12 protein-coding genes are annotated in these 13,901 nt (G+C 53.8%); all 12 read right to left on the reverse strand.

Annotation, left to right across the window (positions count from 1 at the left end):
* Positions 1 to 4 precede the first annotated feature (4 nt).
* Entirely contained in the window at positions 5 to 1,225 is a 1,221-nt protein-coding gene (gene wcaL / locus A9180_RS14790; protein WP_064529438.1) for a colanic acid biosynthesis glycosyltransferase WcaL, read from the reverse strand.
* Positions 1,222 to 2,502, reverse strand: coding sequence for a colanic acid biosynthesis pyruvyl transferase WcaK (wcaK, locus tag A9180_RS14795; protein WP_064529439.1), 1,281 nt, complete (start codon positions 2,500 to 2,502; stop codon positions 1,222 to 1,224). Before wcaK ends, wcaL begins: the two co-directional genes overlap by 4 nt.
* A gap of 127 nt (positions 2,503 to 2,629) precedes the next feature.
* Complete coding sequence (wzxC, locus tag A9180_RS14800; RefSeq protein WP_064529440.1) at positions 2,630 to 4,108, reverse strand: colanic acid undecaprenyl disphosphate flippase WzxC; 1,479 nt, start codon at positions 4,106 to 4,108, stop codon at positions 2,630 to 2,632.
* A gap of 1 nt (position 4,109) precedes the next feature.
* On the reverse strand, positions 4,110 to 5,504 hold the full coding sequence (wcaJ, locus tag A9180_RS14805; RefSeq protein ID WP_064529441.1) for an undecaprenyl-phosphate glucose phosphotransferase: 1,395 nt from the start codon (positions 5,502 to 5,504) through the stop codon (positions 4,110 to 4,112).
* 54 nt (positions 5,505 to 5,558) lie between these two features.
* The gene (gene cpsG, locus A9180_RS14810) at positions 5,559 to 6,929 is read right to left on the reverse strand and encodes a colanic acid biosynthesis phosphomannomutase CpsG (RefSeq protein ID WP_064529442.1); all 1,371 of its coding nucleotides are present in this window, start codon (positions 6,927 to 6,929) and stop codon (positions 5,559 to 5,561) included.
* 281 nt (positions 6,930 to 7,210) lie between these two features.
* Entirely contained in the window at positions 7,211 to 8,647 is a 1,437-nt protein-coding gene (gene cpsB / locus A9180_RS14815) for a mannose-1-phosphate guanyltransferase (protein ID WP_064529443.1), read from the reverse strand.
* Positions 8,648 to 8,649: 2 nt separating this feature from the next.
* Positions 8,650 to 9,873, reverse strand: coding sequence for a colanic acid biosynthesis fucosyltransferase WcaI (gene wcaI / locus A9180_RS14820; protein WP_064529444.1), 1,224 nt, complete (start codon positions 9,871 to 9,873; stop codon positions 8,650 to 8,652).
* On the reverse strand, positions 9,870 to 10,349 hold the full coding sequence (gene gmm, locus A9180_RS14825) for a GDP-mannose mannosyl hydrolase (protein WP_064529445.1): 480 nt from the start codon (positions 10,347 to 10,349) through the stop codon (positions 9,870 to 9,872). Before gmm ends, wcaI begins: the two co-directional genes overlap by 4 nt.
* A gap of 2 nt (positions 10,350 to 10,351) precedes the next feature.
* Positions 10,352 to 11,317 carry a GDP-L-fucose synthase gene (gene fcl / locus A9180_RS14830; protein ID WP_064529446.1) on the reverse strand — a complete coding sequence of 322 codons (966 nt, stop codon included), beginning with the start codon at positions 11,315 to 11,317 and terminating at the stop codon, positions 10,352 to 10,354.
* A gap of 2 nt (positions 11,318 to 11,319) precedes the next feature.
* Positions 11,320 to 12,441, reverse strand: a complete 1,122-nt coding sequence (gene gmd / locus A9180_RS14835) for a GDP-mannose 4,6-dehydratase (protein ID WP_000048205.1) — start codon at positions 12,439 to 12,441, stop codon at positions 11,320 to 11,322.
* 26 nt (positions 12,442 to 12,467) lie between these two features.
* A complete protein-coding gene (gene wcaF / locus A9180_RS14840) occupies positions 12,468 to 13,016 on the reverse strand; it encodes a colanic acid biosynthesis acetyltransferase WcaF (RefSeq protein WP_064529447.1) in 549 nt (182 codons plus the stop codon).
* Between the two features lie 15 nt (positions 13,017 to 13,031).
* Entirely contained in the window at positions 13,032 to 13,778 is a 747-nt protein-coding gene (wcaE, locus tag A9180_RS14845; RefSeq protein WP_064529448.1) for a colanic acid biosynthesis glycosyltransferase WcaE, read from the reverse strand.
* Positions 13,779 to 13,901 lie beyond the last annotated feature (123 nt).

Below are 13,901 nucleotides of genomic sequence, written 5' to 3' on the forward strand. Positions count from 1 at the left end.
TCCTCTATAAAGCCTGCAGCAAGCTGGCGAGTTCTCGGTTAATCACCTGCTGGTTAAAATCATGTTCGACTTTTTCGCGAGCGCGTTTGACCACCGGAGCCAGTTCGTCGGTGTCCAGTTGGCTAAACGCCGCCAGTCGTTGCGCCAGTGCGCGAGCATCGTTCTCAGGCACCAGCCAGCCAGATTTATCGGCCTCCACCAGTTCCGGAATACCGCTATGCAGAGTAGAAACCACCGGAATGCCGACCGCCATCGCTTCCATTAGCGCCACGGGTATCCCTTCCATATCGCCGTCCGCTCCCGTAACCGATGGCAACAGGAAGACATCCGCGTCGTCGAGCATCGCCTTAACTTCGTGGCTCGGTTTAAAACCCGGCATCTCCACCACATCTTCCAGTTGATATTGCTCGATGAGTGTGCGCAGGCGTCGTTCCCACGGGCCGATGCCGAGAATGCGATAGCGAAACGCCACGCCCTGCTCTTTCAACTGACGGCAGGCTTCGATCGCCACATGCAGCCCTTTCTTCTCGGTTAAGCGTGCGACGGAAATAATCTCCAGCGGTGTTGCGGGCGCTTTAACCGGACGCGGGCTAAAGCGCGTCGTGTCCACGCCCATGCGCGATACGGCGATTTTTTCCCTCGGACAGCCCATCTTTTGTAGCCTTCCGGCCCACAGATCGCTGATCGGTAACATCAAATCGCCACGGCGGAACAATTGCTGATATTCGGGTGTGTAGTGGTTGAGCACTTCCCGGCTGGAGATATCGATGCCGTGGAAGATGGTAGCGATTTTGCCGCCTATTACGCCAAGTTCGCGCAATTTTGCAGCGGTTACCCCCGCCGGACCAAAGTGAGCGATAAAGACATCGGCGCGAAACGGTGTTGTAACCTGCCCGCAAATGGCAGACAAAATCAGGTTCCGCGACTCGGCGCCATAGCGTTTTATGTTAAGCGCCTGCCAGGTATTTTTACGATGAATGCCGCGTAACGTCTGGCTGGCGCGGTGGCGCAGCTTCGCCACTTTGCCCGTAGGTTCGTCCTGCAACCAGCGGGTTCTGGCGGCAAGGTTGTATTTCGTCCACGCCGCATGGGTATTTTGCAAGTCCCCTTTTTGCAACGCGACAATCTCCACCTCAAAGCCCATATCAATAAACGCGGTAATTTGGTTGAGGACGAAGGTTTCCGACGACAGCGGAAATTTCAGTAAAAAGAAGCCGACCTTCATTTCACCTCCCCAATGCGTTCCAGTACGGATTGCACCATCTGCATCCCCGTCTTTCGCTCACGGTTGATGGCTTCGCTAACTCGTGCGTTCAGCGCCGGAAGCTGGCCTAAGGTATCCGCAACCATCGCTTGTAGGCTGCCGTCTAATAAATGACGGATATCAATCGCCAACTCAGGCAGTCCCAGTTGCTGCATAATCCCGGCGGATTTATGTTCGTAGTTGATAGCAATTGCCGGAGTGGCAAAGTTCATGGAGATAATGGCGGAGTGCAGACGCGTACCGACGGTGAGTTCACAGGCACCAAGAATTTTGCCCATTTCCAGATCGTTAAGTTCATCCATCACCACGTGGTAACGGGCAGGATCGTTGATATGCTGACGCAAGTTGAGCGCTACCATGCGGTCGTCTTTGTTATAGCTGTCGATACCCGTACAGGTTGAGAGCGCGATGACCTGATACCCTTCGTCGAGAATGCGATTGACCACCCCGGCAAAGGCTTGTTCATACGCGTGTTGTGTGGTGCCGAGGCGTTTGTCGAACGGTGCCAGTTCGCGCAGGGTAATTGCCACGGTTTTCTGTTGTGCGGCAACGTCCAGCCAGTGTTGAACAGCATAGCTGGCGGTGAAATCTTCGGTGTGATGATCGACCAGCCACGCAGTGTCGACGCCATGTTCGACTTTTGCGGTGGTGATATTGCTGCGTTTCATCAGATCATGACTGACCGATTCGCGCAGGATCAGCGCGTCGCAGTGACCGAAAACGTAGTTCGCCAGTTGGTTAAATTGCTCATCCTGGAACGGGCCGACGCTGTGACCAATCATAAACAACGGCTTTTTCGCCATAAACGTGCAAAGCGCGTGTTCAAACTGCGGCACGCCGTAGAGATCGACAAAAAACGATCCACCAACCTGGATAATGGCGTCGTAACCTGACAGCAGACGCACGAAGTCGGTGAATCCCTGGGCGATGGCGATATTACGCAGCTTGCCGGTGTCGGTCACACGGGAAAGCAGTACCTGGTGTTGATAGCGGCGACGGAGGACTTTTTTAACGCGCCCGACAACGCCCGCTGCGCTGTTGTGTTGTTTCATTTGCAGGAACAGCGGATCGCCCATTACCGGGCGATTAAGCAGCCAGGAAGAACTGACCGGATAGCGACTCATCACGTCCACTTCTGCGTTTGGATTGAGGATGTTGATGGCATCAAGTAAGCCGCGCAGGATGGCGCTGTCGCCGCGATTGCCGCAAGTGTGGTTGCCCAGAATAAGTAATTTCATTTTTCCCTCATAATTTTGATGCCAGGTGAGGTTGTGTTTGTTGTTTTCGTTGCCGCTTTTTGCCTGATGCGACGCTGGCGCGTCTTATCAGGCCTACAAAACCCGAGCCGGAACCGAAAACAACAACTCACCCCGCCCGTAAAAGCATTTTCATTTTTTCGCTGCGACAAAACTGACGCTTCACTTCTACCACCAGCGGATGGCGCGACAGCACAATCATCACCACAAACGCCAGCACGCCAGCGGCTATTTGCACCGCCAGCAGCGTCCCCAGCGTCAGTTGCCCTTTCAGCAACACGCCCAGCGCATAACTGACCATAAGCGTCGGTAACGAGAGATAAAACGGTAGCCACAAACTCAGGATGTACTGGCGATAACTGGAACCGAGCACCGGTTTAATCATCACGAAGTAACTGAGAATAGTGTTGATAATCTGCACCAGCAGGAAGCCGAGCGTGACGCCAATAGCGCCTGCCATCTGCCCCCCGATAACAATCGCCGGAATAAACAGAAAGGTTTTGAATACGTTGAATTTAAAGCTGATATCGACCCGCGCTTTCGCCATCAGCAGCGAGCCAATCGGGTTACCCACCGAACGCAGCAGCCCCACTACACACAGCAGCTGTAGCACCGGAATAATGCTGTTCCACTTTTCACCAAAGACCAGCGGCACAAAATTATTCGATACCACCATCAGCCCCAGCAGGGCCGGAAAGTTGATAATCCCCACCACCGACAGCAGCTTGTAGAAGTTAACGCGCAACTTTTCGGTGTCGTCCTGAATTTTGGCAAACGCCGGAAACAGCACGCGGGTGATGATTGGGTTCAGCTTCATCGGCGGCACAACAGCCACGTTGTACGCCAGGTTGTAGCCCCCTGCCACGCCCGCGCCGAGAATACGCGCCAGCACCAGCGTTGAAAGGTTGGTATTGAGATAGTTGATGATGCTGTCCGCCGTCAGCCAGGCACCAAAGCGTAAGTTCGGTGCCACCGACGCCAGCGAGAAATGCAGACCCGGGCGATAAATTTTGCGACCGAAGTAACCAAACAGCAGCGTTCTCACCGCACTATTGACCAGATAACCGAGGATCGCGGTCATCGCCAGCGGCCAGAAATGGGCGCTAACCACCGTAAAAGTAAAGCCCGCCAGCACCGCGCTGGTTTCGATCATGCCGATTTTGTTGAACTCCAGCTCCTTTTGCATCAACGCGCGGAACTGCTGCCCGTGGGGGATCACCACAAACGCCAGCGACAATGTTTTAATCAACGGCGCCAGATCCGAGTTATTCAGCACGTCACCAATAGCATCACTCAACAAAAACACCGCCACGCACACCACAATCCCCAGCCCGACGTTCAGCCAGTACAGCGTGGTGAGTTCAAGGTGGCTAATCTCTTTACGCTGAATAATGGAGTTAGCGATGCCAAAGTCAGAAAGCGTATCTGCCAGCGCAATGATCACCAGCGACACAGTCAGCAGGCCGAACTGGTGGTTGTCGATAATCCGCGCTAACACTGTCATCTGCACCAGCCCGAGGCCGATGATGATCACCGTGGCAATCGCCGACCACTTCGCGCCGCTGATGGTTTTTTCTCGTAAGCTCATATCAATATGCCGCTTTGTTAACGAAGCCTTTGAATACCGTCAGGAAAACGATTTTGATATCGAACCAGACACTCCATTCGCGGATGTACTCAAGGTCGAACTCGACGCGTTTTTCCATTTTCTCCAGCGTGTCGGTTTCGCCGCGCCAGCCGTTAATCTGCGCCCAACCGGTAATTCCCGGTTTCACTTTATGGCGCAGCATGTAGCCTTCAATGAGCTGGCGATACTGTTCGTTATGCGCCACCGCATGCGGACGCGGGCCAACAATCGACATCCCACCGGTCAGCACATTGATAAACTGCGGCAGTTCGTCCAGCGAAGTGCGGCGCAGAAAGTTCCCCACTTTAGTGACGCGCGGATCGTTCTGCGTCGCCTGAGTCACCACGTTGTCATTCTCCATCACTTTCATGGAACGGAACTTCCACACTTTGATCGGCTTGCCATCCATGCCGTAGCGAGTCTGGCGGAAAATAACCGGCCCCGGTGAACTGAGCTTCACCGCCAGCGCGATGCAGCACAGTACCGGGGAGATCAGCAGCAAAATAAGCGTCGCCAGCACAATATCTTCCGCACGTTTGAGCAGGCGGTTAACCCCGGAAAGCGGCGTGTCATACAGCGGCACCACTGGCACGCCGTTCATCTCTTCGATACGTGAATGGAGAATGTTGAAGGTAAAAACATCGGGGATCAGCAACACCGAACAGGTAGTGTCCGCCAGTTCATGGACCAGCTTCTTCACCCGCGCGCCGTCGCACATCTGCATTGCGATATAGACGTTATGAATCTTGCCCGCTTTCGCATCCTCGACCAGTTGTTGCAGATTGCCCGCCCAGTCGTTAGAAACGCCGCCCGGTTTCGGGTCGTGGTAAACGCCCACCACGTCAAACCCTAACCACGGCTGATTACGGAAGCTCTCCATCAGCATTTGCCCGGCAGCTAAATCCCCCGCCACCGCGACCATGCGCTTGTTATAGCCATGATTACGCAGCCAGCCCGCACCGATGCGAATGCATGAACGGCAAATCACCAGACCAATGCTGGTCAGCCCATACCATGCCAGCCAGATTTTCAGTTGCGTATCGAAATCATTATTAAACGCCACCAGTCCGGCGCTGAAAATCACGCTTAACGTCCAGTTTTGGAGCAACAGGGCAAATTCTGTCGTTGCCCGAACACCGCGCCAGGAGCGATAAAAATCGGTAATGCCGCCCAGCATCTGGAACACCACCAGCGTAATCAGCGCCACCGACAGGTGCATGTAGAGAAATGGCAGTCCGCTCACTTCACAAACCAGCCATAGCCCGGCAAACATGATGGTGATATCTGAAAAGCGTTGCACCATAGAGATTAACGATGCATTGGTTTTCGCTCTCTCGCGCTTTTTTAGATTTGTCATCGTTGTTCCTGTTATCAGCCCCCTACCCGCAATGGGGTAAGGGAAAAACAGACATTACTCGTTCAGCAACGTCAGTAGAGTTTGCGTTCGGGCTTCCATCAGCGGCACATCACCGCGCGATTCCACATTCAGACGCACTACCGGTTCGGTGTTGGAGGAGCGCAGGTTAAAGCGCCAGTCGGCAAAGGTCATGCTGATGCCATCGGTGCGATCCACTGCCAGCGCCTCGCGACTAAAATGCTGTTCCACGCGGTTAATCGCCTCAACGGGTTGCGCCAGTTTGCTGTTGATCTCACCGCTTGCCGGAAATGCCGCCATCCGGTCGCGCACCAGTTCGCCCAGCGTTTTCTCTTTCAGACACACCAGTTCGGCTACCAGCAGCCACGGGATCATGCCGCTGTCGCAGTAGGCAAAATCACGGAAGTAATGGTGCGCGCTCATTTCGCCACCGTAGATGGCGTCTTCCTTACGCATACGTTCTTTAATAAAGGCGTGTCCGGTTTTCGACATTACCGGTGTGCCGCCTGCAGCAGTCACCACATCAACGGTGTTCCAGGAAAGACGCGGATCGTGGATGATCTTTGCACCGGGATTTTTTTCGAGGAACGCTTCTGCCAGCAGGCCGACGATGTAGTAGCCCTCGATAAACTGCCCTTTTTCGTCAAACAGGAAGCAACGGTCGAAATCGCCATCAAAGGCAATGCCCATATCCGCACCGTGTTTGATAACCGCATTGCGGGTGTCGTCGCGGCATTCCGGCAGCAGGGGATTAGGAATACCGTTGGGGAAATTGCCGTCCGGCGTATTGTGCACTTTGATTAATTCCACAGGTGCGCCGAGGGCTTTAAAACGAGCTTCGATGGCATCCACCACTGGCCCCGCAGCGCCGTTACCGGAGTTGATCACCAGTTTGAGCGGCGTGAGGTTTTTGACGTTGATATAGCCGAGCAGGTGATCAACGTAAGCGTCGCGCAGGTTGATTTGCTGATAACTACCGCGCGTTGCTTCATCGACAGGCGGGAAATCGTTGGCCTCCGCCAGGCGCTGGACGTCGCGCAGTCCGGTATCGCCGCTGATCGGGCGAGCCCCTTCGCGCACCAGCTTCATGCCGTTGTAATCCATCGGATTATGGCTGGCGGTGACTTCAATACCGCCATCCACGCCGAGATGGAAAGTGGCGAAATAGATCTCTTCGGTGCCGGACATGCCGATATCCAGCACATCAACGCCCGCATCCTGTAACCCCTTCGCCAGCGCCATTTTTAAGGTTTCGCTGGTGAGGCGGACATCGCCGCCTAAAACAATGGTTTTCGGTTTAAGAAATTCGCCATAGGCGCGACCAATGCGCCAGGCGATATCTTCATTCAGTTCTTCGCCTAATTTTCCGCGAATATCATAGGCTTTAAAGCAGGTTAATTTTTTCATATCGTTACCCTTTTTCAGGCAATAGTTGACCCTGACCGAAGCGGCCAATTTTGTTTTTGTCGTTATTTACATCGCGATTCGGTATTCATTGCCTGATGCGACGCTGCCGCGTCTTATCAGGCCTACAAATCCGAACCGTAGGTCGGATAAGGTGTTTACGCCGCATCCGACAGCCAGCGCCTGATGCGACGCTGCCGCGTCTTATCAGGCCTACAAAATTCGAACCGTAGGTCGGATAAGGCGTTCACGCCGCATCCGACAGCCAGCGCCTGATGCGACGTTCACACCCGTCCGTAGCGATCCGCGAAGCGCACCACATCATCCTCTTCGAGATAAGAGCCGGAGCGTACTTCAATTAAATCGAGCGGAATTTTCCCCGGATTTTCCAGGCAGTGCGTTGCCCCCAGCGGAATATAAATCGACTCGTTTTCACCAAGCAGTTTGATATCACCGTCAATAGTGACTTTTGCCGTTCCCGCTACCACCACCCAATGTTCCGCGCGGTGATGGTGCATTTGTACCGACAAGCCTTCGCCCGGCTTCACGGTGATGCGTTTCACCTGGTAGCGGTCGCCTGCGTCGATAGAGTCATATTTGCCCCACGGGCGATATACTTCGCGATGAACCCGATGCTCATGGCGGCCATCGGCTTTGATCTGCTCGACCACTTTTTTCACATCCTGTACTGCATTACGGTCGGCAATCAGCACCGCGTCTTTGGTCTGCACCACCACCAAATCTTTCACCCCGACGGTGGTCACCAGGCCAGATTCGGCATACACATAGCTGTTTTCGGTTTTGTGATTAATCACATCACCGTGGCAAACGTTACCCTCGGCGGTGTGGGCGCTGATCTCCCATAATGAAGACCAGGAACCCACGTCGCTCCAGCCCGCATCCATCGGCACCACAACGGCATCAGCCGTACGTTCCATGACTGCGTAATCCACCGACTCTTCCGGGCAGGCGAGAAACGCTTCTTCATCCACGCGAATAAAATCGAGATCCGGATCGACGGCGCTCATCGCTTTTTCACAGGCGTTGTGAATATCCGGGCGATATTTTTTCAGTTCTTCGAGATAGCGTCCGGCGCGGAACAGGAACATGCCGCTGTTCCAGTAATAATCACCGCTTGCCACATAGGCCTGCGCGGTTTCCAGATTCGGTTTTTCGACAAACTGCGCCACTTCAAAGGCCACCGCATCCTGCTCGCCCGCAGACACTTCACCACGACGAATATAGCCATAACCAGTTTCTGGTAAGTCCGGCACAATGCCGAAAGTCACCAGTTTTCCCGCTTCGGCATACGGCATAGCGTTACGCACGGCGGCGCGAAAAGCGTCTTCATCAGCAATCACATGATCCGCCGCCAGCACCAGCATTAGCGGGTCGCTCTCCGGGCTATGACGTGTTGCCGCCAGCGCCGCCAGCGCAATAGCGGGCGCGGTGTTGCGCCCTGCCGGTTCGAGAATAATGTTCTCGGTAAGTTTATTCAGTTGACGCAACTGTTCCGCAACAATAAAGCGGTGCTGTTCATTGCAAATCACCACCGGGCTTTCGCACTCCACGCCGTTCAGGCGGCAGATGGTGGTTTGCAACATGGTGAGATCGCCTTTCAGGCATAAAAACTGCTTGGGATAAAGTACGCGGGAAAGCGGCCATAAGCGGCTACCGGAGCCACCTGCCATCACGACTGGATAGAGTTTCGACTGCGCCATAATTATCCCCGAATATCATTTATAAATTGACGTAACACGCTCTCTTTATCGAGCGTGCGTTCGGCATATTCACGTGCCACCGTGTTGTGTTTGGGCAGCAGCAGCGCCTGGCGAATCCCCGCCACCAGCGCCTCGACCGATTCCGGTTCTACGCAAACCGCAATCCCCGGAAAGGTTTCGCAAAGCTGCCCCAGTTCTGTGTGAGCTTCTGCGGTAATCACCGAGTTACCGCCTACCGCCAGAATATTGGTCAGCTTCGACGGCAATACAGCATCTGCCGCACCGCGTTTTTGCACCACCAGATGGCAATCGCCCATCTTCAGCAGCGCAGGCAAGGCTTCATACGATTGCAGCGGGAAAAATTGCAAATTGGTCAGTCCACGTTGCTGTGCCATTTTTTCCAGCCTCGCTTTGCCGCCGCCCTGCCCGACAATGGCAAAAATCAACGGTTCATCGCGCAGGCGATCGGCGGCTGCAATAACGTTTTCCAGCCCCTGCTTTTCACCAATATTGCCGGAGTAAAGAATGATTTTTTTGTTATCCGGCAGGCCAAGCTGGTTACGAAGGGCATCAACATCGGCCTCTGCGACATACTGAAAACGGGCAATTTCCGACCAGTTGGGGAAGAAGATGACGTTTTCCGCCGCCACGCCTTTTTCAACGGCTTTATTCATCATCGAGCGCGAAATCGTGGAGACGTTATCGACGTTATGCAGTCCGCTACGTTCGAAGGCTGTCGCCAGCTGTGCCACTTTGCCGCCTTTGCCTTTTCCGGCAAGGCCCAGTCCCAGCATGGCGTCCACTTCGTAATCCTGAATATGCAGCACAGTGCGCGCACCAGAGAGTTTCGCCAGCAGGCGCATTCCCGGTGTACAAAACAGCGTTGGCACCACGCCGATAATGCGATCCGGCTTCCAGCGACGTTGCGCCATCAGCGGAAAAAAACTACTGGCGGCAAAACTGCCGAGATGTAACAGGCGTTTCAGGGTGCTGGGCTGTTTTGGCACATACAGCGGGCAGCGCCACACCGTGGCTGCGCCCTCTTCTCGTTTGTAACGCCAGGCGGAATAATTCTCGCCCACCTGCCATTGCGGGTAGTACGGCGGTGCAGTAATGACCCGCACCTCGTGGCCTTGTGCCGCCAGCCATTCCACCATCTCGCCAGTATATTTGCCGATACCGGTTAATTCCGGCGAGTAGTTAATGCCGTAGACCAGTATTTTCATAATCCGGGTACTCCGGCACGCTTCTCTGCGAGAAAATAAGCGCGGCTGTTAGCGTGAACATTGTCACTGGCGAGCAGCGCGTCCGGCGTCAGCCAGCGGTAATCGTCATGCTGCTCATCCGGCAGAAACAGCTCCTCTTCCGTCACTTTCAGGCGAAAACCGAGCACCACATAGTGAGTGGTGAAATCCGTGCCGGAGAAGTTATCGTCATAAAAATGCTGCCAGACGCCGTAAAACTGGCCTGCTGTCATCGGCAAGCGCAGCCCCAGTTCCGCCAGCGTCAGCCGCTCAAATGCGGCGTCCAGCGTTTCGTCTTTCTGCACGCGCCCTCCCGGCACAAACCAGTAACCCTGCGCCGGGCGGTTGGTTCTTTTGCCAAGCAGAAACTCGCCGCGACTGTTCTCGACAATAAAGTCGAGAGAGACAAGCGGAGTCGAGCGCACTACCGTGGCAAAGTCTTCCTGACGTAAAAACATCATTACCCCCGAAAGCGGTCTTGATTCTCAAGGAACCACTGGTAGGTGCTGGCAAGCCCCGCTTCCAGTGAGATTTCGTGATACCAGCCAAGCTGATGCAGGCGCGTTACATCCAGCAGTTTGCGCGGCGTACCGTCCGGTTTGCTGGCATCGAAAACCACACGCCCTTTATAGCCCACCACTTTGGCGATGGTTTGCGCCAGTTCGCGGATGGTGCAGTCAACGCCCGTACCGACGTTAATGTGTGACAGCATCGGCTGGGTATTTTCCAGCCAGACTTCGTGCGCCAGCTCCATCACGTGAATGCTTGCTGCCGCCATATCATCGACATGCAGAAATTCGCGCATCGGTGTACCGCTGCCCCACACCACCACGTCCGGCGCATTCTGTGCCGTCGCCTCGTGGAAGCGGCGCAGCAATGCGGGGATCACGTGCGAGTTACTCGGATGGAAGTTGTCGTGCGGCCCGTACAGGTTGGTCGGCATGACCGAACGGTAATCGCGTCCATACTGGCGGTTGTAAGATTCGCACAGTTTGATCCCGGCGATTTTGGCAATGGCGTAAGGCTCGTTGGTCGGCTCCAGCGTACCCTGCAACAGCTCGCTTTCTGCCATCGGCTGTTTTGCCAGTTTCGGGTAGATGCAGGACGATCCGAGAAACAGCAGTTTGTTCACGTCGTTCAAGTGCGCGGCGTGAATGATGTTGCTCTCAATCATCATGTTCTGGTAGATGAAATCCGCCGGATACGTGTTGTTGGCAACAATACCGCCCACTTTCGCCGCCGCCAGATAAACCTGGTCAATGCGCTCGCGGGCAAAGAAATCATGCACCGCGCGGCTGTCCAGCAGATTCAGTTCGTCGCGGGTACGTAATACCAGTTCCACATCACCGCGCTGTTCGAGCTGCCGCTTGATGGCGGAACCGACCATCCCGCGATGGCCAGCGATAAAAATTCGTTGTTTACTCATGCTTATGACTCCAGCGCGATCGCCACGTCGTAGCCGTGAGATTTCAGCAGAGAGTGTTTTTTCGCCGCTTCGAGGTCATTAGCCACCATTTCAGACACCATCTCTCTGAGGGTGATTTCCGGTTTCCAGCCCAGTTTTTCGTGCGCTTTGGTCGGGTCGCCGAGCAGCGTTTCAACTTCAGCCGGACGGAAGTAACGCGGGTCAACGGCGATAATCACATCACCCGGTTTAACGCCCGGCGCGTCATGTCCGGTGACGGAAACCACAATGCCCTTCTCTTCAACGCCCTTGCCTTCAAAGCGCAGTTTGATGCCCAGCTGTGCCGCCGCCATTTCCACGAACTGACGTACGGAATACTGAACGCCGGTAGCAATAACGAAATCTTCCGGTTGTTCCTGTTGCAGCATCATCCACTGCATTTTTACGTAGTCTTTGGCATGGCCCCAGTCGCGCAGGGAATCCATATTGCCGAGGTACAGGCACGACTCCAGCCCCTGGGCGATATTGGCGATTGCGCGGGTGATTTTGCGGGTAACGAAGGTTTCGCCGCGGCGCGGGGATTCATGGTTGAAGAGAATACCGTTACAGGCGTACATGCCGTAGGATTCGCGGTAGTTAACGGTGATCCAGTAGGCGTACAGTTTGGCGACCGCATACGGAGATCGCGGGTAGAACGGCGTGGTTTCTTTCTGTGGGATCTCCTGCACCAGACCGTACAGTTCAGAAGTGGAAGCCTGATAGAAACGGGTTTTCTTTTCCAGACCGAGGAAGCGGATCGCTTCCAGCAGACGTAGGGTACCCATCGCATCAACGTCAGCGGTATATTCCGGTGATTCAAAAGAAACCGCAACGTGGCTCATCGCACCCAGGTTGTACACTTCGTCGGGTTGCACTTCACGCAAAATACGCGTCAGGTTGGAAGTATCGCTCAGGTCGCCATAATGCAGATGGAATTTCGGGTTGCAGGTGTGCGGATCCTGATAAATATGATCCACGCGCTCGGTGTTGAATGACGATGCACGACGCTTAATACCATGCACTTCGTAACCTTTCTCCAGCAGCAGTTCTGCCAGGTAAGAACCGTCTTGTCCGGTTACACCGGTGATGAGAGCGACTTTTGACATGTCTTATTCCTCTGTATTTTTTGAATTTATTCAGTTTCAACGCGTTCGCGTATCACCACTGCGGGATTCCCCCGGCAAATGGCATTTGCCGGAAGCGATTTAAAAACACTGCTACGCGCCCCCACGACGGTGCCGTCGCCAATCGTGACGCCAGGGGCAACAAAGACATCGGTTGCCAGCCAGCATTTCTCACCAATCACAATGGGCGTGGCGTTAATGGTGAAATGTCGACTTGCATGGTCGTGGCTGCCGGTGCACAAATAACTTTTTTGCGATATCACCGAATGCGCGCCAATGGTTATTTCGCCGAGGGTATATAAATTGACCTCATCACCAACCCACGCGTAATCCCCTAAGGTTAATTTCCACGGATAGGTAATTTTTACCGATGGGCGAATGACTACGTTTATTCCTATTTTTGCGCCGAATAAACGTAATAAAAATGCCCGCCAGCGATACAATACTTGTGGCGACCAGACAAATAATGTTGCCTGTACCGCCCACCATAATTGAACTTTAATAGCGTTGCCGCCCCGGAACCCTTTCGGCACCGAGAAACCACTTAAATCTTGCATCGTTTCCCCTTATATTCAGCTTTTGTTATATAAGGCTTTCGTCTTTGAGGTAGTACGTTGGCGTAAATGCCAGGATAATTCAGCCCAAAAGCCAGGCACATGTAATATTTGCCGTTGGACTTTTTTGGCGTCAACACACAACTCCATATTATTGGTGGTAGATACTCCACCCATAGAAAATTCAGACACCAGCCCATTGAGTTTTTTAAACGCATAACCAGCTTTATACATTTTGGCCGCCAACGCGTAATCGGAAGAAACTTTATATTCCAGGTCATAACGCCATTTTTTCAAGCCGGATACCGGGAAAAATATCGCCTGATGACTGGCGGGCAGGCTGTGATAAATATACCAACCCGGTTTGGCGCTACGTTTAATTTTATGACCGTCGCCAAAGTCCAGCAGCGCATCGCCGGTGATCATCACGTTATCTTGTTGCATTTTTAACTTACGGACAAAATTTGCGGCATCCTGATGAAAAATATCGCCCGAGTTGAGAAACAGCGCAAACTTACCTTGCGCCATCTCAATACCTTTGTTCATGGCGTCGTAAATGCCGTTATCCGGTTCACTAACAAAGCGTAGGTTATAGACACCATTGAGATTTTCCAGATACTCGCAGGTACCATCGTTAGAACCGCCATCCACAACAATCCATTCGAAGCTGATATCGTCCGCCTGCGCCAGATGCGCCAGCGAGGCATAGGTTTTAGCAATCCCTTCAAGATTACGAAACGCGACGGTGATTATACTAAGCAACATGTTCTTACCTCGTAATACCCGTCATACTTCAAGCTGCATGTGCGTTGGTTTTCCTCACTCACCCCAGTCACGTACTCGTGTACGCTCCTGGGGATTCGCTGCGTCACCAACTTCCTGCAACTC

This window comes from Escherichia sp. B1147 (assembly GCF_001660175.1).
Classification (GTDB): Bacteria; Pseudomonadota; Gammaproteobacteria; order Enterobacterales; family Enterobacteriaceae; genus Escherichia; species Escherichia whittamii.

Bases quoted from the DNA above. Each gene is read 5' to 3' on its own strand.
- wcaF (WP_064529447.1), bottom strand. From the start codon at position 13,016: ATGCAAGATTTAAGTGGTTTCTCGGTGCCGAAAGGGTTCCGGGGCGGC.
- wcaE (WP_064529448.1), bottom strand. From the start codon at position 13,778: ATGTTGCTTAGTATAATCACCGTCGCGTTTCGTAATCTTGAAGGGATT.
- gmm (WP_064529445.1), bottom strand. From the start codon at position 10,349: ATGTTTTTACGTCAGGAAGACTTTGCCACGGTAGTGCGCTCGACTCCG.
- wcaL (WP_064529438.1), bottom strand. From the start codon at position 1,225: ATGAAGGTCGGCTTCTTTTTACTGAAATTTCCGCTGTCGTCGGAAACC.
- wcaJ (WP_064529441.1), bottom strand. From the start codon at position 5,504: ATGACAAATCTAAAAAAGCGCGAGAGAGCGAAAACCAATGCATCGTTA.
- wcaK (WP_064529439.1), bottom strand. From the start codon at position 2,502: ATGAAATTACTTATTCTGGGCAACCACACTTGCGGCAATCGCGGCGAC.
- gmd (WP_000048205.1), bottom strand. From the start codon at position 12,441: ATGTCAAAAGTCGCTCTCATCACCGGTGTAACCGGACAAGACGGTTCT.
- fcl (WP_064529446.1), bottom strand. From the start codon at position 11,317: ATGAGTAAACAACGAATTTTTATCGCTGGCCATCGCGGGATGGTCGGT.
- cpsG (WP_064529442.1), bottom strand. From the start codon at position 6,929: ATGAAAAAATTAACCTGCTTTAAAGCCTATGATATTCGCGGAAAATTA.
- cpsB (WP_064529443.1), bottom strand. From the start codon at position 8,647: ATGGCGCAGTCGAAACTCTATCCAGTCGTGATGGCAGGTGGCTCCGGT.
- wzxC (WP_064529440.1), bottom strand. From the start codon at position 4,108: ATGAGCTTACGAGAAAAAACCATCAGCGGCGCGAAGTGGTCGGCGATT.
- wcaI (WP_064529444.1), bottom strand. From the start codon at position 9,873: ATGAAAATACTGGTCTACGGCATTAACTACTCGCCGGAATTAACCGGT.